Source organism: Streptomyces nodosus (assembly GCF_008704995.1).
Taxonomy (GTDB): Bacteria; Actinomycetota; Actinomycetes; order Streptomycetales; family Streptomycetaceae; genus Streptomyces; species Streptomyces nodosus.
Genome location: NZ_CP023747.1, coordinates 1,051,148 through 1,074,987, shown reverse-complemented (window position 1 = coordinate 1,074,987; position 23,840 = coordinate 1,051,148). Strand labels below are relative to the sequence as shown.

The following is a 23,840-nucleotide window of genomic DNA, read 5'->3' as shown; positions in this document are numbered from 1 at the left end:
GGGCCGCGGCCACCGGTCCCGCCGGCACCGGGGCGGGAGGCTCGTCGGGGGCGTGCGGCCGGGGTCGGGTGGGGGCGGTGCTGCGCCCGATGACGTTCATGACGCCTCTTCCAGGTCGGGGACGGCGCCCGCACGCCCGTCGAGCGCGTCGGCCCCGGCGCTCTCTGCGCGCGGCCGGTCCGGGGGCGCGCTCTCGGCGGAGCCGGAGGGGGTGAGGGAGCGGATGGCCCCGTGCAGCCGGGCGAGCACCTCCGGGGGCATGGTCTCCACCCGGTCCACGATCCGGGCGGCCCGCGGATCGGTGGCGCGGGCCTCCCGTTTCTCGTCGTCCGTGAGCAGCAGGGTCCGCAGGGTCAGGATCTCGTCGATCTCCGCGGCGTCATGCAGATCGCCGGGGCTCTCGGGCGCCACCTGCGGATGGTCGGGCAGGATGATCGGCGACGACAGCACGAGGTCGTCGGACCCCTCCGCGCCGGCGAGCACCGGGAAGGTGTGGAGATTGCGGCAGTCCCGGACCTGTGCCGCCACCTCCTCGGGCGGGTCGATCGAGGAGAAGAAGGCCAGTCCCTCGCCGCCGATGAAGGTGTGGGTCGCGATGAGGGCGTCGCGCAAGGCCTCCTCGCGGCGGGTCTCCGGAGGGGTCGACCGGCCGGTGTTCTCGATGCGGACCCGCAGCCGGTGCAGTCCGCCCGCTCCGGGCAGCCGCTCGGCGGTCAGCGTCGCCCGCGCCTCCAGGGGGCGGCGTCGGCGCACCAGGCGCCCCACGCCGTCGGGGAGCGGTTCGGTCTGCCGGCCACCAGGTGCGCCGAAAGCGAACTCCCTTTTTCCGCCGAGGAGTTCGTCCAGGGCGACGACGAGATCGGTCTCGCGGGGCACCGCCTCGTCGAAGGACAGATGGACGGCTCCGGCGGCCTCCAGCGAGTCCACCGGCGTATAGGTCCCCTGCTCGTCCCGGCGTTCCACGGCACGGTGCTGCGTCTGCAGATGACGCACCCGCACCCGCACCACGGCACCGGGGCGGGCCCGCAGCAGGACCTCGGTCTGCTGCTGCCAGGACTCCACGGATCCCGAGACGCTCGGCGCCACCGGGCCCTGGGCCTCGGCCCAGGCGCGGGGAGCGAGGACGCCGAACTGCCAGCGCACCCGGTTCTTGCCGGACGATCTCCGGTACGGGTAGAGGAGATAGCCCTCGTAGAGGACGGCGTCCGCCACCGCGCACGCCTCCTCGACCGCGGAACCCGCCACCCGGGTGTCCCCGGGCTTCCGGTCAGGGTCGCTCACCGTCGCTCCTCACTCGCCGACTGTCTGTAACGCAGTGGTTTACAACGATCACACCTTTTATTGCTATAGGCGCGTTTTAAGGACATATGGGTGAACGGTGTGTGCGGTGTCGGAAGGGGAATGCGCGGGCCCGGCGGAGGCGGAGAAGCGGGGGACGGGCAGCGCGGACGACGGGCGGCCGGTGCCGTGTCGGTGCGGTCCCAGGGGGTACTGCGGGAGGCGGGACCTCCGGCCGCCGGCCTCGGCGGACAGGGAACCGAAGTGGAACGGAGGCGGCGGCGATGCGCACCCAGGGCGAGGACTCCCCGGAGGACAGGGGCCGCGCGGGCGACGCGGCGGCCCGGCTGGCGCAGGACACCGCACAGCTGGCGCGCCACGAGATACTCGCGGTGCGCAGCGAGATCAGGGCCGCGCTGCGGCGCATCGGGGCGGGCGGCGCGCTGCTGGGCGCCGCCGGGGTCTGCGGCCTGCTGACGCTGTGGTCGGCGCACGAGGCCCTGCTGCGGTCGCTGGAGCCGGTCCTGCCGGGAGCCCGCGCGCCGGCGGCGCTGGGCGCCGTCTACGCCACGGGTGCCGTGACGCTGGGCTGTGCCGCGGGTGCGCGGATGCGTAGCGCGGGAGGTGTGCCGGAGCGGGCCTGCGACCGGGCGCACGAGGGCCTTCCGGACCGGTTCTGACGGCCGCTGCGGGGCCGACGGTCCCGGACGGCGCGCTCTTGCCACCGTTGTGCGGCCGGGACGGAGCGGCGGTTACCCCAACCGGGTGAACGCGGCACGGCCGACGCGGCGCGTACGCGGGACGGGACGCCCCGCACGGTGTCCGAGTGGCAGGCTGCGGCGCGGGACCGGGCCGCCCGGGTGAACCGTGGACCCCGCAGGGCGGCATCGCGCTCGTACGGTGCCGTCAGCGGCCCGGGAGCGCGTCTGGAAGGAGGGGATGCCCATGGAGACGACCTCGGCCGACCACGCCGAAGGGGCCGGGCCCGGGGCCGCGGTGACCGAACCGGTGCAGCGCCGTGCGGCCGCCGCACCGGGCGGGAGCCCACCGGTCGGTGACGCCAGCGCCTGGGACCTGTTCCGGATGGCCTTCGCCTCGGTGGCCCCCGGGACCCACGGGCTGCCCGCGGCGGGAGCCGGCTGCACCCGCCCGTGACCGGCGGTCCGGCAGCCGGTGTCCCGGCATCGTGCGTGGCACAGTGAGCCCATGTGCGGTCGCTATGTGTCCACCCGGGGCCCGCGGGAGCTGGTCCGGCTGTTCGGGGTCACCGACTGGAACCGGCAGGACGCCCTGGAACCGAACTGGAACGTCGCCCCGACCGACGACGTCTGGGCGGTTCTCGAACGGACACCGCGGGGCGGCGGGGACGTCACCCGGCAACTGCGGCCGCTGCGGTGGGGCCTGGTGCCGTCCTGGGCGAAGGACACCGGGACCGGCGCCAGAATGATCAACGCCCGGGTGGAGACCGTCCAGGAGAAACCGGCCTTCCGCCGTGCCTTCCTCGAACGCCGCTGTCTGCTGCCCGCCGACGGCTTCTACGAGTGGCAGCCGGTCCCGGCGACAGTCCGCACCCGGGCGCGCAGACAGCCCTACTTCATCAGCCCCGAGGACGGGCGGGTGATGGCCCTCGCCGGGCTGTACGAGTTCTGGCGCGACCCCGCGGTGCCCGAGGGCGACGCCCCCGGGGCCTGGCTGGCGACCTGCACGATCATCACCAAGGACGCCACCGATGCCGCGGGCCGCATCCACCCGCGTATGCCGCTGGCCCTCGCCCCCGACCGGCAGGACGCCTGGCTGGACCCCGCACACCGGGACCCGGTGCGGCTGCGCGCCCTGCTGGACTCCCCCGCGGGCGGCCGTCTGACGGTCCGCCCGGTGTCCACGGCCGTCAACGACGTACGGAACAACGGTGCCCGGCTGCTGGACCCCGTGGAACCACAGGCCTGAGGCCCCCTTGACCGGCGCTTCCCGGGCCATGAGGATTCCCGTGTCCCGGACAGGCCGCGTCCCCGGGACCCGGGACCACGGGGAACCTCGGGAGGCGCCATGTCCGGTCAGCAGCCTCCGCCCGGCGGACCAGGTCACGCGCCGGGCCTCCGATGCCGGCGTGCGGTGGCCCGTACGCGCGAGAGGCTGGTGTTCCAGGCATGAGCATCCCCTTCGAACTGCCCCCGGAAGACCGGGAGTCGAGCCCGTACACCGGCTACACCCGAGCCCACTGGGAGACGGTGGCGGACGGGCTGCTGGCCTCCGCATGGCGCTGGAGCACCCCGGGGTGTTCCCTGCTCGACCTGCCGGGACGCCCCTCACGCTCGGGGGTGCGCTCCGACGGACTGGAGGGCTATGCCCGTACGTTCCTCGCGGCCGCCTTCCGGGGCGCGGGCGCCGGCGGGGCGGACCCGCACGGCCTGCTGGAGCGCTGTGCGCGGGGCCTGGACGCCGGCACCCGCACCCCCGGCCGTGACGACACCGAGTCCTGGCCGTCGATCCTGGACCACGACGTCCAGGGCCAGCCGATGGTGGAGTCGGCCTCGGTGGCCCTCGGGCTGCGGCTGACCGCGCCCTGGCTGTGGCGGCAGCTCGACGCCGGGGTCCAGGACCGGGCGGAGGCATGGCTGCGCGGGGCGCTACGGCACACCCCCGCCCCCAACAACTGGTATCTCTTCCCCTTCACGGTCGCCGGGTTCCTGGAGTCGGTCGGCCGCGGCGACACCGAGACCGCCGCGGCCCGGGCCCGCGCCCTGGAGCTGCTGGAGGGCTGGTACCGCGGCGACGGCTGGTACGCGGACGGGGACGGGCGCGCCTTCGACCACTACAACGGCTGGGCCCTGCATCTGTATCCGATGCTCGACGCCCATCTCGCCGGGGACGAGGAGCTGTCGGCCCACCTCGGGGCGCGGCTGCGCACCCATCTGGACGGCTATGCGCTGATGTTCGGCGCGGACGGCGCACCCCTGCACTTCGGCCGGTCGCTGACCTACCGGTTCGCCACCGCGGCGGCCGTGGGCCTCGGCGCCCTCACCGGCCACACCCCGCTGACGCCCGGCACCTCCCGGCGTCTGGTCAGCGGAACCCTGCGCCATTTCCTGGACCGCGGCGCCCTGACCGGGGACGGGCTGCTGAGCCTCGGCTGGCACGGCCCCCATGAGGCCACCCTGCAGAGCTACTCGGGCCCGGCGTCCCCGTACTGGGCGTCGAAGGCGTTCGTCGCCCTGCTGGCACCCGCCGGCCACCCCCTGTGGACGGCGCGGGAGGAACCCGCCCCGGTCGAGGAGGCCGACCGGGTCCTCGCCCTGCCCGCGCCGGGGCTGCTGCTGCAGACGACACGCGCCGACGGGATCGTACGGCTGCACAACCACGGCAGCGACCATGTGCGCCCCCACGAGGGGGAGTCGGCGGCCGAGGACGATCCGCACTACGGACGCCAGGCGTACTCCACCCGCACCGGTCCGACGGCCGCCGGGAACGTCGCCGACAACCATCTCTCGGTCCAGGTGCGGGGCGTGGGGAGCGTACGGCGCCGTATCCACCCCCTGGGAGCGGGGCACGGCGACGGCTGGGGCTGGGCCGCGTCCTGGCACCGGCCCGTCTTCACCGACGGACCCCCGATGGTGCCGGGCCTTCGGGTGGAGAGCGTCACGGTGGTACGGGGCCGCCATGAACTGCGTGTCCACCGGGTGATCGGAGCGCCGGACGGAGCCCGCGTCACCCATACGGGGTGGGCCACCGGACCCGAGGAACCGCTGGTCTCCCAGCTGCACGGACTCCACGGCTGGGAGGACGGGCCCGAACCGGTCCGTGCGCCCGGGGGCACGGCCTGGACCCGCTGGGCACGGCTGCCCCGGCTCGGCGGGCGGGCCGGCGGCACCTCGGTGCATCTGTGCCTGGCCGGGCTCACCGCCGCACCGGAGCCCGCGCCCCTGGCCGACGCCGTCACCCGGGTGCGGGTCGACGGCGATCGCGTCGAGGTCACCTGGGCCCGGGACGGGGCGCGCACCCGGGTGGAGTTCGACCCGCTGAGGGTCTTCCTGCTGGAGTAGCCGCCGTACCGGGCCGGACCGTCAGCCGATGTGATAGCGGTCCCCGTACACCTTCCAGTCCAGCGGCGGGTCCAGGTTCAGATTGCCCGCGCGCAGGAAGACCCGCTGGGCGGTGTCGACCCTGCTGGTGTCGCTGTGGGCCTTCTCCCGCTTCATGGCCCACACCCGCGCGTCCAGGAAGGCGCCGAGGTATTCCGTCTCGGCTCCGCCCCGCGCCGGAGTCCGCGCCCCGTGCAGGGCGCGTCCCCGGATGCCGCGGAAGCTCTCCGGATCGTCCCCGTCGCCGTGCATGACGAGGGCGTCGTAGTACAGGAACTGGCCCAGCACCCCCAGCCCGTCCGCCTTGCCCCGCCGGACGGCGGGCTCGAAGTACACCCGGTCGCGTTCGTCGTCCTGTGCCCGCCGGAACGCCGCGTCCCGTGCCGCCCCGCGCCAGTCCGCCGGGAAGCCGGGGTCGAGTCCCCGGTGCGAGCCGGTGCCGTCGACCCCGCGCAGGGCCGGCAGATACCGGGCGAGCACGTTCCCCGGCCTGCGGCGGGTGTAGAGCCGGACGAGGTCCAGCAGGTCACCGGTGCCGGAGCAGAATCCGACGATCCCCGCGGTGTAGCCGCGCCCGTCGCCGAGGTCCTCGATGTACCGGTACTGGGCCCGCCAGTCGAGGGTGGAGTTCTCCGCGCTCGCCACCAGTTCCATGGCGATCTCCTTCTTCGCCGGGCTGTCGAGTCCGCTCGCCCCGGCGGTCCCCGGAGCGGCCCGGGCGTGCGGGGTGCCGAGCACCGGGGCGCCCACCAGGGACGCCCCGAACAGCACGAGAAGAGCGCGGCGCGGGGTGCGGGCGGGGCCTGTTCCGGAAGAGCCGGAAGGGGACGCATATGCCACGTGAACTCCAGATGAGGTGGGGGGATCGGCCGTCCGGCGCCCGCTTTCGGGTGACCCGGCCGCCATTCGGCGGGCTTGCGGGCGGACCTCCCCGGTGACCCCGGGACACGGGGCTACGCTGCCCGCACCGCCGTCCGCCGGGAGTCCGCCGGGAGTCCGCAGTGCACATCCTGCTCGTGGCCAGCGCGTTCAACAGCCTCACCCAGCGCGTACACGCCGAACTGCGCGACCACGGCCACACCGTGGCGACGGAACTCGCTCTGCCCACCACCTCACTGACGGAAGCGGTACGGCGGCACGCGCCACGGCTCGTCCTGGCGCCGATGCTGAAGACCTCCATCCCCCGGGAGGTGTGGGCCGACCGCCCCTGCTTCGTCGTCCACCCGGGCCCCGTGGGGGACCGGGGACCGTCCTCGCTCGACTGGGCGATCCAGGAGGGCGCCGGACAATGGGGGGTGACGGTCCTCCAGGCCGAGGAGGAGCTGGACGCCGGTGCCGTGTGGGCGTCCGTCGCCTGCCCCGTCCCCCCGGTGTCCAAGAGCGACCTGTACCGGGGCGAGATCGCCGACGCGGCACTCGCGGCCGTCCTGCTCGCCGTGGACCGCTTCGCCTCCGGTGCGTACGTCCCGCTCCGGCAGGACACCGCGCGCACCCGCCCGTACCTCGACCAGAGCGTCCGGCACATCGACTGGCACCACGACACGACCCCGGCCGTGCTGCGCAAGCTGCGCGCCGCGGACTCCCAGCCCGGAGTGCTGGACACCCTGCTCGGCGAGGAGTGGTATCTGCACGGCGGCCATCCGGAGGACATCCTGCGCGGCGGCCCGGGGGAACTGGTCGCCACCAGGGCCGGGGCGATCTGCCGGGCGACGAGCGACGGCGCCGTATGGATCCCCGAGCTGCGGCGGCGGCGCGCACCGGGCCGGCCGCCCACCTTCAAACTCCCCGCCGTGCAGGCCCTCGGCGACCGGCTGCCCCCGCTGCCGCGGCTGCCCGCGCTCCCGGAGCCCGGGTGGCGCACCTGGACCGACATCCGCTACCGGGAGGAGCGGAACGTCGGCGTCCTCTCGTTCTCCTTCCCGGGCGGCGCCCTCGGCACCACCCAGTGCCGGCGTCTGCTGGCGGCCTACCGGACGGCCTGCGCGCGCCCGACCTCGGTGCTGGTGCTGGGCGGCGCACGGGACTTCTTCTGCAACGGGATCCACCTCAATGTCATCGAGGCCGCCGAGGACCCCGCGGCCGAGGCCTGGGCCAACATCAACGCCCTCGACGACCTCGTCGAGGCGGTCCTGACGACCACGGACCGGCTGGTGGTCGCCGCGCTCGGGGGCAATGCCGCCGCCGGAGGGGCGATGCTCGCCCTGGCCGCCGACGAGGTGTGGTGCCGCGCCGGCTGTGTGCTGAACCCGCACTACCGGCTGATGGGCCTCTACGGCTCGGAGTACTGGACGTACACGCTGCCCCGCCGGGTGGGTGCGGCGGCGGCCGAACGGCTGATGCGCGAGGCCCTGCCGGTCAGCGCGGTGAGCGCCCGCGGCCTCGGTCTCGTCGACCGGGTGCTCGGCTGCCGGCCGCAGGACTTCCCGGAGGAGACCGTCCGGCTGGCGGCCCGGCTGGCGTCGCTGCCCGGCACCCGGTCCCGTATCGCGGCGAAGAAGGCGGAACTGGACCGCCGGCAGGGCATCGAGCCCCTCTCCGCTTTCCGGGAACGGGAACTGGCCGAGATGCACCGCGTCTTCCACGACCCCGACGCCCCCTATCACGCCCTCAGACGCGCCTTCGTGCGCAAGGAGAAGCCGCCCGGCACACCCCCGCACCTCGCACTTCTGCCGGGCGGCCGGACCGGGACCGAGCCGTTCCGGTCCCAGATCCCGACGACCGGAAGGACCGCGCAGTGAGCGTCACCGCGTTCGCCCCGGAGACGGAGGCACGCCTCGCCCGAGCCCGGCGGGTGGCCGACGCCGTCCTCTTCGAGGGCTGTCCGCTGCACCCGTCCCGTGCCGCCACGGCCAGGAACCGGCTGCACCCTCAGTTCGGGGTGCTGGTACCGCCCGCCTGGAACCCGGACGGCGAGGCCTACGACTTCCAGCACACCGAATGCCTGATGGAAGCCAGGAAGGGCGCCGGACTCGCCGTCGAGCTGCGCTTTCTGCGCGTCCGGCGGCGCACGGTCCAGCCCGCGGACCCGGGCGCCGCGGCCACGGGCGCGGCGGAACCCGGGGCGGGCGGACGCGGCCCGGGCCCCCGGGACGAGGGAACCGAGGAACGCGTCGAGGCGGTCGTGGCGGTGGACGAACTCATCGGCGGCGACGAGGTCACGATCGCCTTCACCCGGCCCGCGGCGGAGGAACGGGCGCCGCTCCCCGACGAGGACGGCCGGGCCGGAGGCCGCCTGATCCACCGTCAGGAGGAGATCAGCGGCGTACTGCGGCTGTCGGCACGCCTGCTCGACGGGCCCTTCCGGCTGATGCGGCTCACCGCCGTCGTCGAGAACACCACCGCCTGGACACCCCCGGACGGCCGGGCCGCCGACCGGGACGCCGCGCTCCCGTACTCGCTGGTGGCCACCCACCTTCTGATGGGGCTCAGCGACGGGGCGTTCCTGTCCATGGCGCATCCCCCCGAGTGGGCGAAGGACGCCATCGCGGCCTGCCGCAATCTGCACACCTGGCCCGTGCTGGTGGGCGAACCGGGCCGTGTGGATGTGGTGCTGTCCTCGCCGGTCATCCTGGAGGACCACCCCTCCGCCGCCCCGGGCGGTCCGGCCGCGCCGTACCGGGCCACCGGAGAACCCCCCGCTCCGGACGGCACCGAACCCCCCGAATGGCGGGAGCCCGTGGACGGGACCGCCCCAGGACCGCTGCCCGGCCGGGTCGTGGTGGACGGCCGGACGGTGGCCGCCGGGAGCCGGGTGCGGCTCGACCCGGGCCTGCGGCGCACCGACGTGCAGGACCTGTTCCTGCGGGGGCGCACCGCGACGGTCGAGTCCGTGCTGAACGACGTGGACGGCTCGGTGCACCTGGCGGTGACGGTGGACGACGACCCGGGCGCCGACATCCGCCGGGACCAGGGGGTCTTCCTCTACTTCCGCCCCGACGAGATCACCCCGCTGGAGGACGGCGCATGAGCATCCCCCCGGACGACGGCAGAGTCCTGGTGGCCGGCATCGGGAACGTCTTCCTCGGTGACGACGGCTTCGGCGTGGAGGCCGTGCGCGCGCTCCTGGGGCGTGAGCTGCCCGGGCAGGTCGAGGTCGTGGACATCGGGGTGCGCGGAATGCACCTCGCCTATCAACTCCTCGACGGCTACGACACCCTGATCCTCGTGGACGCCACCCGGCGCGGCGAGAAGCCCGGCACCCTCTATGTCATCGAGCACGACCTCGCCGCGGGGGACGCCCCCGAAGGCATTCCGCTCGACGGCCACCGGATGGCCCCCGACGCCGTGCTCGCCCTGCTGGGCACGCTCTGCGCGGGAACCGGCACGCCCCCGCCCCGGCGCACCCTGGTGGTGGGATGCGAACCCGCCTCGGTGGAGGAGCGCATCGGCCTCAGCCCACCGGTGTCCGCGGCCGTTCCCGAGGCGGTCCGGCTGATCGAGGACCTGCTGCGGACCGTGCGACCGGGCGGTCCGGCGGCCGAGTCGCCGGCGCTGTGACCGGGCCGCACCCGGCCGTGCGTGCCGCTTCCCGCCGCTGCGGCGAACGGCGTACGCGGCCGGGTGGCGACGGCGCGCCGGTCCCCGGGCCCTCGGCGCCTCGCCTCTAATGGTCAACGGCGGGCCGTATCCGCACGCCCCGCGCCCCGGGGCGGGGACCGGGTCGTCGCCGGGACGGAGACCCATGCACGAGATGTCCATCGCGATGGCGGTGATCGGCCAGGTCGAGGAGGCCGCCGAGCGGGCCGGTGACGTCACGGCGGTGTGTTCGGTGCGGCTCCAGGTCGGCGAGCTGGCGGGCGTGGTGCCCGAGGCCCTGTCCTTCTGCTTCGAACTGGCCTGCGCGGGGACCGTGCTGGAGGGCGCCGAGCTGATCACGGAGACGGTGCCCGGCCGGGCCCGCTGCGCGCCGTGCGCCCAGGAATGGGCCGTGGGGGTGCCGCCGCTGCTGAGCTGTCCGCAGTGCGACGGCGGGAGGACCGACCTGCTGTCGGGCCGTGAACTGCAGATCGTCGGCGTGCGCTGGGAGGACGGCCGGACCCCCGCACCCGTCCCCGAACCGATCCCCGAGGAGTGCTGAACCATGTGCCGTGTGGTGGACCTGAAGCAGGCCGTACTCGCCAAGAACGACCGGGCGGCTCACACCCTGCGCGCCGAACTGGCCGCCCGCGGCACCACCGTGGTCAATCTGCTCTCCAGCCCCGGCAGCGGCAAGACCGCCCTGCTGGAGCGGGAACTGGTGCTGGCGCGTGAGCGGTCCGTGCCGGTCGCCGCGCTCAGCGCCGACCTCGCCACCGAGAACGACGCGGCCCGGCTGGCCCGTTCGGGCGTCCCGGTCAAGCAGGTGCTCACCGACGGGCTGTGCCATCTGGAGGCGGCGATGCTCGCGCGCCATCTGCAGGGCTGGCTGCCGGACGGGACCCGGCTGCTGTTCGTGGAGAACGTCGGCAATCTCGTCTGCCCGGCCTCGTACGACCTCGGGGAGACCCTGCGCGTGGTCCTCGCCTCCGTCACCGAGGGCGAGGACAAGCCGCTCAAGTACCCCACCGCCTTCGGTCTCGCCCAGCTGGTGGTGGTCACCAAGACCGATATCGCGGACGCCGTCGACTTCGACGAGGCGGCGTTCCGCGCCAACGTCGAGCAGGTCAACCCCGGGGTGGAGGTGCTGCTCACCTCGGCCCGCCGGGACTCGGGGCTCGGCGCCCTGCTCGACCGGGCGCTGGCGGCCGCGGACGGCGCCCCCCTTCACGAGCCCGTCATGGCGGCCCGGCCCCACGACCACGGGCACACACATGACCTCCTGGACGACGGCGCGGACGGCCATGACCACCCTCACCCGCACGACCACGGGCACGAGCACACGGACGGCACCGACGTCATGGCCCAGTCCCGCTCATGAGCGGTGCGCTCCCGGCGGGTGTCGCCGTCCGGGCCCCGCTGCGCCGAAAGGTCACGGTACGGGGCGTCGTGCAGGGCGTGGGCTTCCGGCCGCACGTCTACGCCCTCGCCACCCGGCTCGGCCTGTCGGGCCATGTGACCAACACCCCGGAGGGCGTCGTCGCGGAGGTCGAGGGAACACCCGGGGCCGTCGACCGGTTCTGCGACCGCCTCGCGGCGGAGGCGCCACCGCTGGCCCGCGTGGACCTGGTGGAGCACCGGGAGATCCCCACCGTCGGCGACACCGCGTTCACCATCCTCGCCTCCCGCACCGACGGACCGGCCGGAACCCTGATCCCGCCCGACACGGCCACCTGTGCCGCCTGCCTGAGCGAACTGGCCGACCCCGCCGACCGGCGCCACCGCCACCCCTTCGTCACCTGCACCCACTGCGGCCCGCGGTTCACGATCGTCACCGGTCTGCCCTACGACCGGGCCCACACCACCATGGCCGGGTTCCCGCTGTGCCCCGACTGTGCCCACGAGTACGTGGATCCGGCCGACCGCCGCTTCCACGCCCAGCCGGTCGCCTGCCGCTCCTGCGGGCCACGGCTGCGACTGCTCGTCCCTCCGCCGGACGGGGACGGCCCCCCGGCACCCGCCGCGGGAGACCCCGTCGACGGGGCCCGGGCACTTCTGGCGCGCGGCGCGATCCTCGCCGTCAAGGGCCTCGGCGGCTACCACCTGGCCTGCGACGCCATGAATCCCGCGGCCGTCGCCCGGCTGCGCCGCCGCAAGGCCAGGGGAGCCAAACCGTTCGCCCTGATGGCCCAGGACCTCGACACCGTCGAGCAGTCGGTCCGGATCACTCCCGAGGAGCGCGGTCTGCTCACCGGCGCCGGCCGGCCCATCGTGCTGCTGCGCCGCCGCGTCCCGGAACCGCGGGGCACGGAGATCCCCGGCCCGGCCGAGGCGGTCGCCCCCGGCAGTCCCGACCTCGGCATCATGCTGCCGTACACCCCCGTGCACCATCTGCTGCTCGGTCTGCCCGGCGACCCCGAGGGCCCCCGGCTGCTCGTCATGACCAGCGGCAATGTGTCCGGCGAGCCCATCGTCACCGACGACACCGAGGCACTGGAGCGGCTGGCGCGACTGGCCGACGCCTGGCTGATGCACGACCGGCCGATCCATGTGCCCTGCGACGACTCCGTGGTGCGGGTCTGCGACGGACAGCCGCTGATCGTGCGGCGCGCCCGCGGCTATGCGCCGCTGCCGCTGACGCTGCCGGTGCCCGTGCGTCCGGCGCTCGCCGTCGGCGGGGACCTCAAGAACGTGTTCTGTCTGGGCGAGGGACGCCGGGCCTGGCTGTCCGCTCACATCGGGGACATGGACGACCTCGCCACCCAGCGGGCCTTCGGCCGTGCCGTGACCCAGCTGGAGGCCATCACCCCCGTGCGGCCGCGACTGCTGGCGGCCGACCGGCATCCCGGCTACCGCTCCGCCCGGTGGGCCGACCGCAACGCGGGGGGCCGACCTGTCGTCCGGGTCCAGCACCATCACGCCCATGTCGCCGCCGCGATGGCCGAACACGGACTCGACGGCAGTCGGCCGGTGCTCGGCGTCGCCTTCGACGGCACCGGCTACGGGGACGACGGGGCGGTGTGGGGCGGGGAGTTCCTGCTCGCGGACTACGACGGCTGCACCCGGTTCGGACATCTGGCGTATGTGCCGCTGCCCGGGGGAGACGCCGCGATCCACCGGCCGTACCGGATGGCACTCGCCCATCTGTGGACCGCCGGGATCCGCTGGTCGGCGGAGCTGCCCTGCGCTGCCGCCTGCCCGCCCGGTGAACGCCGCGTACTGGAACGGCAGTTGGAGCGGAATCTGAACTGTGTGCCCACCTCCAGCATGGGCCGGCTCTTCGACGCGGTGTCCTCTCTGGCGGGCGTCTGCCACCGGGCGGGCTACGAGGCCCAGGCCGCGGTCGAACTGGAGGCCGCCGCGCTGCGGGGACCCGCCGGGGACACGGCCGCCTACGCCTTCGCCGTCAGGGCGGCCGAGGAGGACGGCGGCCCGCTCCGCGCGGATCCGGCACCCGTGCTCGCGGCGATCGTGGACGACCTGCGCGCGGGCACCGGACCGGACCTGATCGCGGCCCGCTTCCACCGGGCCGTCACCGGCGTCGTCCACCGCCTCTGTGTGCTCGCCCGGGAGCGGCACGGAGTGGACACGGTCGCCCTGACCGGCGGTGTGTTCCTCAACTCCGTGCTCTCCTCGGCCTGCGCCGGGGCTCTGGGCGCGGACGGCTTCACGGTGCTGCGCCACCGGCTGGTCCCACCGGGCGACGGCGGACTGGCCCTGGGGCAGCTCATGGTGGCCGCGCGCGCAGGAGGCGCCCCCGGCTGACCGACCGGCCCCGGCGGCGCCGGGCCATGCACGATCCACAGCGAGGAGAGGCCCATGTGCCTGGCGGTACCCGGCAGAGTGGTGAAGATCGAGGAACGTGACGGCACCCGGATGGCCGACGTCGACTTCGGCGGGGTGGTCAAGGAGGTGTGCCTGGAGTATCTGCCCGACCTCCAGGTCGGCGAGTACGCCGTCGTCCATGTCGGCTTCGCCCTGCAACGCCTGGACGAGGAATCGGCCCGGCAGACGCTCGAACTCTTCGAGAGCCTCGGCATGCTCCAGGAGGAGTTCGGTGATCCCTGGGAGCTGGCCGCGGAGGCGGGCGGAACGCCTCCGCCCAAGCGCGAGGAGGCGCGCAAGTGAAGTACATCGACGAGTTCCAGAACCCGGACCTGGCGCGCAGGCTCCTCGACGAGATCCATGCCACGGTCACCAGGCCCTGGGCGCTGATGGAGGTCTGCGGCGGACAGACCCACTCGATCATCCGCCATGGCATCGACCAACTGCTGCCCGAACAGGTGGAGTTGATCCACGGTCCGGGCTGCCCGGTGTGTGTGACCCCGCTGGAGGTCATCGACAAGGCACTGGAGATCGCCTCCCGCCCCGAGGTGATCTTCTGCTCCTTCGGTGACATGCTCCGGGTGCCCGGCACCGGACGGGACCTGTTCCGGGTGCGGGGCGAGGGCGGGGACGTACGGGTGGTGTATTCGCCGCTGGACGCCCTGACGATCGCCCGGCAGAACCCGGACCGGCAGGTGGTGTTCTTCGGGATCGGCTTCGAGACCACCGCGCCGCCCAACGCCATGACGGTGTACCAGGCCCGCAGGCTGGGGGTGCGGAACTTCAGCCTGCTGGTGTCCCATGTGCGGGTGCCCCCCGCCATCGAGGCGATCATGCAATCCCCGAGCTGCCGGGTGCAGGCCTTCCTCGCCGCGGGGCATGTGTGCAGCGTGATGGGCGTGGACGAGTACCCGGAGCTGGCGGAGCGCCATCGCGTCCCGATCGTGGTGACCGGGTTCGAACCGCTGGACATCCTGGAGGGCGTACGCCGGACCGTGGCCCAGCTGGAGCGCGGCGAGCACACCGTCGACAACGCCTACCCGCGCGCCGTACGGCCCGAGGGGAACCAGGCGGCCAAGGCCATGCTGGAGGACGTCTTCGAGGTCACCGACCGCTCCTGGCGGGGCATCGGCATGATCCCCGGCAGCGGCTGGCGGCTGTCCCCGAAGTACCGGGAGTACGACGCCGAGCACCGCTTCTCGGTCGAGGACATCCGGACCAGCGAACCGGCCGAGTGCCGCAGCGGCGAGGTCCTCCAGGGCCTGCTCAAGCCGCACGAGTGCGAGGCCTTCGGCACCCTGTGCACCCCCCGCACCCCGCTCGGGGCCACCATGGTCTCCAGCGAGGGCGCCTGCGCCGCGTACTACCTCTACCGGCGCCTGGACATCAGCCCCGCGCCCCGGGAGGCGACCTCCGTTGTCTGACACCGTCGATCTGCGACCCCCGGCCCTGGACCCGGCGGCCTGGACCTGTCCGGCCCCGCTGCGCGACCAGCCCCGTATCGTCATGGGCCACGGCGGGGGCGGGGCCCTCTCGGCCGAACTGGTCCGGCATGTCTTCGCGCCCGCCTTCGGAGGGGAGGCGCTCGCCCAGCTCGGCGACGCCGCGGCCGTGTCGCTGGGGGGCGTCCGGCTGGCCTTCTCCACCGACTCCTTCGTCGTCCGCCCGCTGTTCTTCCCCGGCGGCAGCATCGGTGACCTCGCCGTCAACGGCACCGTCAACGATCTCGCCATGAGCGGCGCCCGGGCCTCCTATCTCTCCTGCGGATTCATCCTGGAGGAGGGCGTCGAGACGGAGACCGTCGCCCGGGTGGCCGAGGCGCTCGGTGTGGCGGCGCGGACCGCCGGGGTGGAGGTGGCCACGGGCGACACCAAGGTGGTGGAGGCCGGTCACGGCGACGGCATCTACGTCAACACGGCCGGCATCGGACTGATCCCGGCCGGTGTGGATCTGCGGCCGCAGCGGGTGGTGCCCGGCGATGTGGTGATCGTCAGCGGGGCGATGGGTGTGCACGGGGTGGCCGTCATGAGTGTCCGTGAGGGCCTGGAGTTCGGTGTGGAGATCGAGAGCGACTGCGCGGCCCTCGGCACTCTGGTCGAGGCGATGCTGGCCGTCACCCCGGATCTGCACGTCCTGCGCGATCCCACCCGGGGCGGGCTGGCGGCGGTGCTGAACGAGATCGCCGCCGCCTCGGGCACCGGGGTCGCCGTCACGGAGCGCGAGATCCCGGTCCCGCCGGCCGTGGCCAACGCCTGTGCGGTGCTGGGCCTCGACCCCCTGTACGTCGCCAACGAGGGCAAGCTGGTGGCGTTCGTCCCCCGGCCGCACGCCGACGCGGTGCTGGACGCCATGCGGGCCCATCCGCTGGGCCGGGAATCCGTGATCATCGGCGAGGCGGTGGAGGACCACCCGGGCATGGTGGTGGCCCGCACCGGGCTCGGCGGCACCCGGGTGGTGGACATGCCGATCGGGGAGCAGCTGCCGAGGATCTGCTGACCCGGTCACAGCACCAGAGGCACGACGGTCCGCGAAGGCCGTGCGCCGGTGAGGCGCGCCGCGGTGTGCGGGGCCATCGGGCTGCGGGGCTATCGGGCCGGGTGCTTGTACACCTCGCGCACATTGGGACGGGGTGCCGGGCGCCGGCGGGCGGCCGGGCCCTCGGCGAAGGCGCGCAGCAGGTTCTCGGTCGTACGGGTCACAAAGACCCGGGTGCGGCCGTCCATGCCGTGGTCGTGGCCGCCGTCGGGGGTGCCGGCCATCAGCCCCTCCACCCAGCGCATGGTGCCGGTCGCGAAGACGCCCGCCCCGCTCGGGACCGTGTAGTAGGCCGAGTCGCCGTGGCTGCGGCGGCCGTTGCACACCAGGGGCGAGTGGGCCGTGATCTCCAGCGGCTCGGGGACGGGGGCACCCGGGGTGACCCGGTCGTACTCGACGCCGACCAGGTGGTCGAAGCCGTCGCCGGGGCGTACGCCCGTGCCCTCGTACACCCAGTGGTCCGCGTCGAGGACCACATACGGCGCGTCCGTCGGATAGCCCTCGTAGAGCACTCCGGTGAGCGAGGACTCGGGGTCGGGCGCGGGCTCCTGGCGGAAGTCGGTGGTCGCCAGGGAGGGCCGGGCGGAGTACCAGGGGTCGTCCCGGACGGAGGTCTTGTAGCAGACCACGGTGGACTCGGGCCGGGTCCCGCCCCGCTCGAGGCGGACCCGGCGGAAACAGGTGTTGGCGCCCAGGAACGCGACATTGGTGCCGGTGTCCCGGGCCCGGGTGATGTGCTGCCGCTGTTGCGGGGTCCAGTACTCGTCGTGGCCCAGGCTGAGCACGGCGGACGCGCCGCGCAGCACCTCCGGGTCGTGGTGCACGTCCGTCCCGGTGGTGTAGGCGAGGGGGATGCCGAGCCGTTCGGCCAGCACCACCGCCGCCCGCTCGTACACCAGGAACTTCTCCGCGCCGTCGGAGTCGTAGGGCCGGTCGAAGCTGACGGCGAGGGAACGGGTGGCGTAGGCGCCGGAGGGACCGGAGTAGAGGCTGTAGCCGCCCCATCGGTTGTAGGCCTGCCAGGTGGCGGGCGCGTGCATCAGGACCGTGCGGCCGGCGCCCCGGGCGGAGCGCACGATCAGCGGGATGTGGCGCTGCCGGCCGTTGTCCGCGTCCAGTCGCAGCAGATACGCGCCCTCCGGCCAGCCTCCGGTGTCCACGGTGAGGGTGCGCCGCCAGTCCGCGCGGACCGTGCGGGTGCCGGGCAGCAGGCGCGGTCCCGGCTGGACCCGCCCCGGTATGCGGCCCGAGGACCAGACGAGCCGGGCCTGGGCCCCTCCGTACCAGCCGATGCGGTAGGCCGAGACCCGGAAGGAGGACGCGGTGGTGGAGACATACAGGCCGCACTCCTGGCCCGGGGTCACACTCACCCGATCGGCGTAACCGGCGACCGCGGTGGCGGGCCCCCGGGACCGGATGCGCCAGTCGGGCGTCCCCGGGCGGTCCCGCTCCGATTCGGGCCGAAGCGAACGGTCACCCCGGTGCCCGGGGGCCGGATCGCAGGCGGCGGCCGTCGCGGTGGCGAGCCCGAGGCCGGCGCACGCTCCCAGGAAGCGGCGGCGAGGCAGCCACAGCCGTCCCGTCCCGTGTCCGGCGGTGTCGCGCTCCTCGGGGTCCACAGCGCCTCCCGTGTCTCCGGCCGGCGTCCCGCCCCGTCAGCCCAGCGTGGCACGGCACAGCGGCCCACGCGCCCCGGAACGACACACCCTCTAGGGAGGCGCCCGGCGCAGTGCCTGGAGCACCGCCCAGGCCACGGAGACGAACGGGACGGCCACCACGGCGCCGATCACACCCGCGACGATGGACCCCGCGATGACGGACACCGCGATGACCAGCGGGTGCAGTCGGACGGCCCAGCTCATCACCAGGGGATGCAGCACATGCCCCTCGAACTGGCCGATGACGACGATGAGCAGCAGCACGGCCGCCGCCGTGAACGGTCCCCGCCCGGCGAGCGCCACCACCGTGGCCACCGCCAGCGCGATCGGGGAGCCGATCAGCGGTACGAAGGTGGCGAAGAACTCCAGCAGGGTGAGCGGCAGCGCGAGCGGCACCCGCAGCAGAAACAGCGCGATCCCCACCAGCACCGCGTTGGTGGCGGCCACGATGATGATGCCCCGGGTGTAGCCGGCGAAGGTGTGCCAGGCCGCGCGCCCGGCGCGGTCCCAGACCGGCCGGGCCGCGTGCGGCAGCAGCGACTCGCTCGCCCAGCACCACAGTCGTTCTCCGGAGTGCAGGAAGAACACGGAGGAGAACAGCGCGAGGGCGGCCCCGGTCACCACTTCCACGACCCGGCCCAGGCCGCTGACCGCGCTGCTGAACAGGCGGGCGCGGTGCGCGGAGAGATAGGAGGTGACCTGGTGCTGCAACTCGGAGAGCCTGCGCTGGCTGAGCCGGAACGGCGGTCTCTCGAGCCAGCTCTCGATCTGCCGGATGCCCCCGCGGAACTCCCCGGCCAGCTTCGCCGACTCGCCCGCCACCGCCTCGCCCACGAGGGCGAGCAGGGAGAACAGCAGCAGCAGGCTGCCGATCAGGGAGAGCGCGACGCCGAGGGGGCGCGGCATCCGGCGGCTCAGCAGATCGGTGAGGGGCCGCAGCACCGAGGTGATCACCAGGGCGAGGAACAGGGACGCGGCGACCAGCTGGAAGCGTCCCAGCACGGTGAAGACGCCGTAGACGGCGGTCCCGACGAGGATCAGGCGCCAGGCGTAGGCGGCGGCGACGCGCAGCCAGGGGACCGTGCGTTCGGCCTCCGGGACCTGGCGGGCGGCCGGGGCGCGCCGAGGGGCCCGTACCGGGCGGGGCGGTCTGCTGCCCAGCACGACGGCGCCCTTGCCGCGCCCTCGCCCCGGCCCGGCCGCCGGGCCGCCCGTCTGCGCCACCCTGTCACCCCATGTCCTGACCGTCGGTCATCTGAACAGCACATTAGGTGTAAAGCGGACGGCGCGTGACCTGGAGGTGGCCGCCGGGGGCGGCGGAGCGGCTCGGGAAATGCCCGCTCTGATCGTCACTCCGGTGCATGAACCAGTATCGTGAGGGCTGAGAGTTGCCGTTGATCCGCACCTGGTCTGCGTGATGCGTCTGCGTGATTCGGTCGGAGGAGCGATGAGCCGGGAAGGGCGTGGGCGGACGGAGCAGCACCTGCCCAAGCTGCGCCTTGACGACTTGCTGGACGAGTTGCAGGCCCGCATCGACTCGGCGCGCGGCACCCAGGACCGGGTGCACAGCCTGCTGGAAGCGGTGCTGTCGGTCGGGCGGGAGCTCGATCTGCCGCAGGTGCTGCGGAGCATCGTCGAGGCGGCCGTGGTGCTGGTGGACGCCGAGTACGGCGCGCTGGGCGTCATCGGCGACGACCGTATGCTCGCGCAGTTCCTCACCGTGGGCATCGACGACGAGGAACGCGGCAGGATCGGGGCGCTGCCCAGCGGCCACGGCATCCTGGGCGAACTCATCCGGCACCCCGAGCCACTGCGGCTGACCGAGCTCTCGGAGCACCCCGCCTCCTACGGCTTCCCGGCCCACCACCCGCCGATGCACTCCTTCCTCGGCGTCCCCATCCGGGTGCGCGACCGGGTCTTCGGGAACCTGTACCTCACCGAGAAGCGCGGCGCCGAGGAGTTCGACCCCGAGGACGAGGCGGTGCTGTCCACCCTGGCGGTGGCGGCCGGTGTCGCCGTCGAGAACGCCCGGCTCTACGAGGAGACACGGCTGCGTGAGCGCTGGCTGAGGGCGAGTTCCCAGGTCACCAGCGCCCTGCTGTCGGGTGCCCCCAGCCCGGAGGTGCTGGAGTTGATCGTCGAGCAGGCGCGGGGGATCGTCTCCGCCGATGTGGGGATGATCGCCGAGCGGGTGTCGGGGGAGGAGACGCTGCGGCCGCTGTTCGCGGTGGGCCTCGAGGCGGAGCGGCGCAGCGGTCTGGTGATGTCCGGGCAGGACGGGTTCGTGGAAGCCGTGCTGAGCGCGGCGGAGCCCCTGACCAGCCCCGACATCCGGCAGGACCCCCGGATCGAGCCGGATTCGGTGCTGTGGGCCGGGCTGGGTCCGGTGGTCGGGGTGCCCCTGGTGGCGAGCGGAAAGTCCATCGGGGCGCTGGTGCTGGGGCGCACCGCGGGCCGTACGCCGTTCACGGAGACCGACGCCGGTCCTCTGCTGGGCTTCGCGGGGCAGGCGGCGCTGGCGCTGGAGCTGGCGGAGCGGCGCCGGGACGCCGAGCAGATCGCGCTGCTCCAGGACCGCGACCGGATCGCCCGCGATCTGCACGACCTCGCGATCCAGCGGCTGTTCGCGGCCGGTATGACCCTGCAGAGCACCCAGCGCTTCGTGGACCACCCCGAGGCCTCCGAACGGCTCATGCGCACCGTGGACGACCTCGACGAGACCATCAAGATCATTCGGTCCACCATCTTCGGTCTGCGCACCCACGGCGGAGGGGCGAAGGAGCGGGCCGGTCTGCGCCGGCGGGTGTCGGAGGCGGTCGACGCCGCGGCCCCCACGCTGGGTTTCGCTCCCGCGCTGCGCATCGAGGGGCTGGTGGACACCGATGTCCCGGGGGAGGTGGCCGACCATGTGATCGCCGTCCTCGGTGAGGCCCTGAGCAATGCGGCCCGGCACTCGGGGGCACGCTCCGTGGACGTCCACCTCCGGTTCGCCGGGGGCGAGTTGACCCTCACGGTGACCGACGACGGCGGTGGGGTGCCGGGGAACGCGGCGCGCAGCGGGCTGCGGAACCTGGAGGAACGGGCCGCGTCCCTGGGCGGCACCCTCACCCTGGGCGAACGCCCCGAGGGCGGGGGCACGCGCCTGGTGTGGCGTGTTCCGGTGCGCCCGGCCGGGTGACGTCCGCCGGTGACCTCAGCCGGACGACGGTACGGAGCGGTCGGTGAGCACCTGGGAGGCGGCACGCCGCGGCGACGCGGGCCCCTCGGGGCCGTATCCGAGGCGGATCACCATCTGCGCACGGTCGCGCCCCGCCGACTGGGGCGTCAGGCGTTGGCGCAGGTCCGGCCATTCGAGGGCCTGATGGAGCAGCGAGGTCCGCACCCCGTGGGCGGTGGCCACCAACAGCACGTGCTCCAGGGCCTGTCCGGCGCGCAGCCAGTCGGTCCGCCGGTCGTGCGCGGTGGACACCACCGCGACCTCCGGCCGGGTCTCGAAGGGCCGGGCCGCCAGCACGGCCGGATGCCGGTGGGCGCCGAAGTCCCGCATGGGTATCCGGTTCCGGTAGTCCTGCGGACCCAGCACCTGCGGTGCCATGCCGAGCGCCGGCCGCGGACCGTGCGACCAGTGCCGGCTCTCCGCCGCCCGGTCGGCGTCCGCGGTGGTGCGGTGCTCCGCCGCCCGGGTGAGCCGCAGCAGCCGTTCGGTCTCCAGCGGCGTGGGACGGCTCAGCCGTGCCCCCTCGATCTGGGCGGCCTCGATCATCTCGGTGAACACCTGGCCGGGCACCGGCCGTTCGGAGAACGGGAAGCGGCTGCTGTGCCGGCGCCACAGCGCGTCGTACAGACGGGAAAGACCCGTGCTCCGGGCCGCACCGGCCAGCCGGACGGCGGCGAGCAGATCCGGCTCCTCGGGCCGGGGCAGCAACCGGGTGACCGGCTCGAAGCCGCAGTGCGCCGCCGCCACCCGCAGATTGAGCACCGCACAGCCCACGGACAGATACAGGGCGCGCCCGGTCGGGTCGATGTGCCGCAGCCCGCGGTCGGCCGCGGCACGGATCTCCAGGGTGACGGTGTCCGGGTCGAGGCGGAAACGCCAGGGCTGGGTGTTGTGGATGGACGGCGCCGCCACGGCCGCGGAGACCAGGGTCTCCAGGGTCGTCACGCCGAGGGTCGCCATGCTCATCGGAACTCCTCCCCGCCCCCGCCGGGAGTCGGCGGGGCCAGTCGGTGACCTGGCCCAGCCTCCGCTTCGGACCACCGGCGGCGGCAGGGGCCGGATGGTCTGAGGGGGTTCCCGTACGGCCCTGCTCCTCGGGCCGGGCGGTGTCCGGACGCTTCCCGGGGCCGCCAGGGAACGGCCTGCGCACGGCGAGCGGGACCCGCCCACGGTCGTCCGCGACCGGTGAGTGCGACCTGTCGGTCAGCGGGCCGGGCGGTCGCCGGGTTCGGGTGTGTCGAGCTGGGAGGCGAGGACCGCGGCCTGGACGCGGCGCTGGACGCCGAGCTTGGCGAGCAGCCGGGAGATGTGGTTCTTGACGGTCTTCTCCGACAGATACAGCTTCTTGCCGATCTCCCGGTTGGTCAGCCCGTCCCCGATCAGCGCCAGGATGTCCCGCTCCCGCGGGGACAGGCTGGCCAGCTCGGGGGCCACGGACGGCTGCTCGGCCGGGTCGGCGCGCAGCGAGTGCATCAGCCGTGCGGTGGTCGCGGGGTCCAGCATGGACTGCCCGGAGGCGACGGTGCGGACCGCGGAGATCAGATCGGAGCCCTTGATCTGCTTGAGCACATAGCCCGCGGCGCCGGCCATGATCGCGTCCAGCAGCGCGTCCTCGTCGTCGAACGAGGTCAGCATCAGACAGGCCAGCTCGGGCATGCGGCTGCGCAGCTCACGGCAGACGGTGATGCCGTCGCCGTCCGGGAGACGGACGTCAAGGACGGCCACATGCGGACGCACCGCCGGACCCCGGGCGAGCGCGTGCTCCACGGTGTCGGCGTCACCGACCACCGAGATGTCGGGCTCGGCGTCCAGCAGGTCGGCCAGGCCGCGACGCACCACCTCGTGGTCGTCCAGCAGGAAGACCCGGATCGGGTTCTGCTCGCTGAAGGTGGGTGCCTCGGCCATGGGTACCTCTCGCTTCCGGTGACGGACGGACTGCGGACCGCCCCTACGCCGATCATCGCCTGCCGGGGGCCGCGAGCACCAGGGCCGACCGGCCCAACCGGCGCCGGCCGGGCTCCCCCTCCGGCCCCCACTTCCCGGACCAGCGGCCCCTGACGGCCGCCGCCGGACGCATGGGACGGTGCCCGCAGTGTCGGTGCTCGTGATACCCGGGAGGGGCGTGACCCATGCGGAGGATCAGGCGCAGGACGGTCCTGGGATGGCGGTGGCGGCGCAATCCGCTCCGGCGGCGCAGCGACGTGGCGGAGGGCTGGGTCGTTCTCGCCACCTGGGTGACGGCCGCGGGTGTCGCGGTGGCGGTCGGCGCCGTGGGCGCCCGGGCGGTGGACGGCGCGCTGCGGCAGCAGCGGGCGGAACGGGAACCGGTCTCGGCGGTCGTGCTGAAGGCGACGCCGCACGACGCACGCCCGGGGGGCACCGGATTCGCGTACGCCCGTACGGCGACGGTCCGCTGGACCGACGACCGCGGCACCGTGCGCACCGGCACCACGGCCGTGCGCACGGGCACCGAGGAGGGCACCGAGGTGCGGGCGTGGACGGACGGGCACGGCCGGTTGGTGCCCGCGCCCGCCGGGCCGGCCCGGGCCGCGCTGCGCATCGCCGTCAGCGGGGCGGGGGCCGGTGCGGCCGGGGGACTGGTGATCCTCGCGGGCGGATGCGCGGTGCGGCTGAGGATCGAGCGGCGGGCCGTCGAGCAGTGGGGTGCGGAGTGGGAGCGGGTCGGCCCGCAGTGGCGGCGGACGACCCGATGACGACGGGACCGGGGCGTGG

20 protein-coding genes and 1 pseudogene are annotated in these 23,840 nt (G+C 74.2%); 15 read left to right on the top strand and 6 right to left on the bottom strand.

Annotated elements, in window-relative coordinates:
• Positions 1–156 precede the first annotated feature (156 nt).
• Positions 157–1,245 (bottom strand): annotated as a pseudogene (locus CP978_RS04785) (hypothetical protein); the annotation flags it as partial.
• A 317-nt stretch (positions 1,246–1,562) separates the two neighbouring features.
• On the opposite strand from CP978_RS04785, the gene CP978_RS04780 reads away from it, so the two are divergent.
• From CP978_RS04780 to CP978_RS04765, 4 genes are all read left to right on the top strand, one after another.
• A complete protein-coding gene (locus tag CP978_RS04780; RefSeq protein WP_043437804.1) occupies positions 1,563–1,958 on the top strand; it encodes a phage holin family protein in 396 nt (131 codons plus the stop codon).
• Between the two features lie 265 nt (positions 1,959–2,223).
• Positions 2,224–2,433 carry a hypothetical protein gene (locus tag CP978_RS04775; protein WP_043437803.1) on the top strand — a complete coding sequence of 70 codons (210 nt, stop codon included), beginning with the start codon at positions 2,224–2,226 and terminating at the stop codon, positions 2,431–2,433.
• 51 nt (positions 2,434–2,484) lie between these two features.
• The gene (locus CP978_RS04770) at positions 2,485–3,225 is read left to right on the top strand and encodes an SOS response-associated peptidase (RefSeq protein ID WP_043437801.1); all 741 of its coding nucleotides are present in this window, start codon (positions 2,485–2,487) and stop codon (positions 3,223–3,225) included.
• A gap of 200 nt (positions 3,226–3,425) precedes the next feature.
• Positions 3,426–5,318, top strand: coding sequence for a DUF2264 domain-containing protein (locus CP978_RS04765; RefSeq protein ID WP_043437800.1), 1,893 nt, complete (start codon positions 3,426–3,428; stop codon positions 5,316–5,318).
• Positions 5,319–5,339: 21 nt separating this feature from the next.
• On the opposite strand, the gene CP978_RS04760 is transcribed toward CP978_RS04765, so the two are convergent.
• Complete coding sequence (locus CP978_RS04760; RefSeq protein WP_043437798.1) at positions 5,340–6,197, bottom strand: chitosanase; 858 nt, start codon at positions 6,195–6,197, stop codon at positions 5,340–5,342.
• 161 nt (positions 6,198–6,358) lie between these two features.
• Between CP978_RS04760 and CP978_RS04755 the strand changes: the two genes are divergently transcribed.
• The 9 genes from CP978_RS04755 to hypE all read left to right on the top strand — a co-directional run bounded on the left by CP978_RS04755 (position 6,359) and on the right by hypE (position 16,193).
• Complete coding sequence (locus CP978_RS04755) at positions 6,359–8,095, top strand: enoyl-CoA hydratase-related protein (protein WP_052454019.1); 1,737 nt, start codon at positions 6,359–6,361, stop codon at positions 8,093–8,095.
• Positions 8,092–9,324 (top strand): hypothetical protein, encoded by a 1,233-nt coding sequence (locus CP978_RS04750; protein WP_043437796.1) that lies wholly within the window; start codon positions 8,092–8,094, stop codon positions 9,322–9,324. The genes CP978_RS04755 and CP978_RS04750 overlap by 4 nt, the downstream gene beginning before the upstream one ends.
• The gene (locus tag CP978_RS04745) at positions 9,321–9,854 is read left to right on the top strand and encodes a hydrogenase maturation protease (protein ID WP_043437793.1); all 534 of its coding nucleotides are present in this window, start codon (positions 9,321–9,323) and stop codon (positions 9,852–9,854) included. The genes CP978_RS04750 and CP978_RS04745 overlap by 4 nt, the downstream gene beginning before the upstream one ends.
• A 184-nt stretch (positions 9,855–10,038) precedes the next feature.
• Positions 10,039–10,434: a hydrogenase maturation nickel metallochaperone HypA gene (gene hypA / locus CP978_RS04740; protein WP_043437790.1), complete on the top strand. Its 396-nt coding sequence runs from the start codon at positions 10,039–10,041 to the stop codon at positions 10,432–10,434.
• Positions 10,435–10,437: 3 nt separating this feature from the next.
• Entirely contained in the window at positions 10,438–11,253 is an 816-nt protein-coding gene (gene hypB / locus CP978_RS04735; RefSeq protein WP_043437789.1) for a hydrogenase nickel incorporation protein HypB, read from the top strand.
• Positions 11,250–13,637, top strand: a complete 2,388-nt coding sequence (hypF, locus tag CP978_RS04730) for a carbamoyltransferase HypF (RefSeq protein WP_043437787.1) — start codon at positions 11,250–11,252, stop codon at positions 13,635–13,637. Before hypB ends, hypF begins: the two co-directional genes overlap by 4 nt.
• Positions 13,638–13,691: 54 nt before the next feature.
• The gene (locus CP978_RS04725) at positions 13,692–14,000 is read left to right on the top strand and encodes a HypC/HybG/HupF family hydrogenase formation chaperone (protein WP_043437784.1); all 309 of its coding nucleotides are present in this window, start codon (positions 13,692–13,694) and stop codon (positions 13,998–14,000) included.
• Positions 13,997–15,121: a hydrogenase formation protein HypD gene (gene hypD, locus CP978_RS04720; RefSeq protein ID WP_043437782.1), complete on the top strand. Its 1,125-nt coding sequence runs from the start codon at positions 13,997–13,999 to the stop codon at positions 15,119–15,121. The genes CP978_RS04725 and hypD overlap by 4 nt, the downstream gene beginning before the upstream one ends.
• Positions 15,114–16,193: a hydrogenase expression/formation protein HypE gene (gene hypE, locus CP978_RS04715; RefSeq protein ID WP_043437779.1), complete on the top strand. Its 1,080-nt coding sequence runs from the start codon at positions 15,114–15,116 to the stop codon at positions 16,191–16,193. Before hypD ends, hypE begins: the two co-directional genes overlap by 8 nt.
• 89 nt (positions 16,194–16,282) lie before the next feature.
• Here the strand turns inward: hypE and CP978_RS04710 are convergent, their stop codons facing one another.
• Positions 16,283–17,851, bottom strand: coding sequence for a N,N-dimethylformamidase beta subunit family domain-containing protein (locus CP978_RS04710; RefSeq protein ID WP_227745317.1), 1,569 nt, complete (start codon positions 17,849–17,851; stop codon positions 16,283–16,285).
• A 90-nt stretch (positions 17,852–17,941) separates the two neighbouring features.
• Positions 17,942–19,114 (bottom strand): AI-2E family transporter, encoded by a 1,173-nt coding sequence (locus tag CP978_RS04705; protein WP_150478144.1) that lies wholly within the window; start codon positions 19,112–19,114, stop codon positions 17,942–17,944.
• 223 nt (positions 19,115–19,337) lie between these two features.
• Between CP978_RS04705 and CP978_RS04700 the strand changes: the two genes are divergently transcribed.
• Positions 19,338–21,068 carry a GAF domain-containing sensor histidine kinase gene (locus CP978_RS04700; RefSeq protein ID WP_043437777.1) on the top strand — a complete coding sequence of 577 codons (1,731 nt, stop codon included), beginning with the start codon at positions 19,338–19,340 and terminating at the stop codon, positions 21,066–21,068.
• A 15-nt stretch (positions 21,069–21,083) separates the two neighbouring features.
• On the opposite strand, the gene CP978_RS04695 is transcribed toward CP978_RS04700, so the two are convergent.
• Complete coding sequence (locus tag CP978_RS04695) at positions 21,084–22,073, bottom strand: Acg family FMN-binding oxidoreductase (RefSeq protein ID WP_079162005.1); 990 nt, start codon at positions 22,071–22,073, stop codon at positions 21,084–21,086.
• Between the two features lie 237 nt (positions 22,074–22,310).
• A complete protein-coding gene (locus CP978_RS04690) occupies positions 22,311–23,012 on the bottom strand; it encodes a response regulator (protein WP_043437775.1) in 702 nt (233 codons plus the stop codon).
• A gap of 224 nt (positions 23,013–23,236) precedes the next feature.
• On the opposite strand from CP978_RS04690, the gene CP978_RS04685 reads away from it, so the two are divergent.
• A complete protein-coding gene (locus CP978_RS04685) occupies positions 23,237–23,821 on the top strand; it encodes an Rv1733c family protein (protein ID WP_043437771.1) in 585 nt (194 codons plus the stop codon).
• The last annotated feature ends 19 nt before the right edge of the window (positions 23,822–23,840 follow it).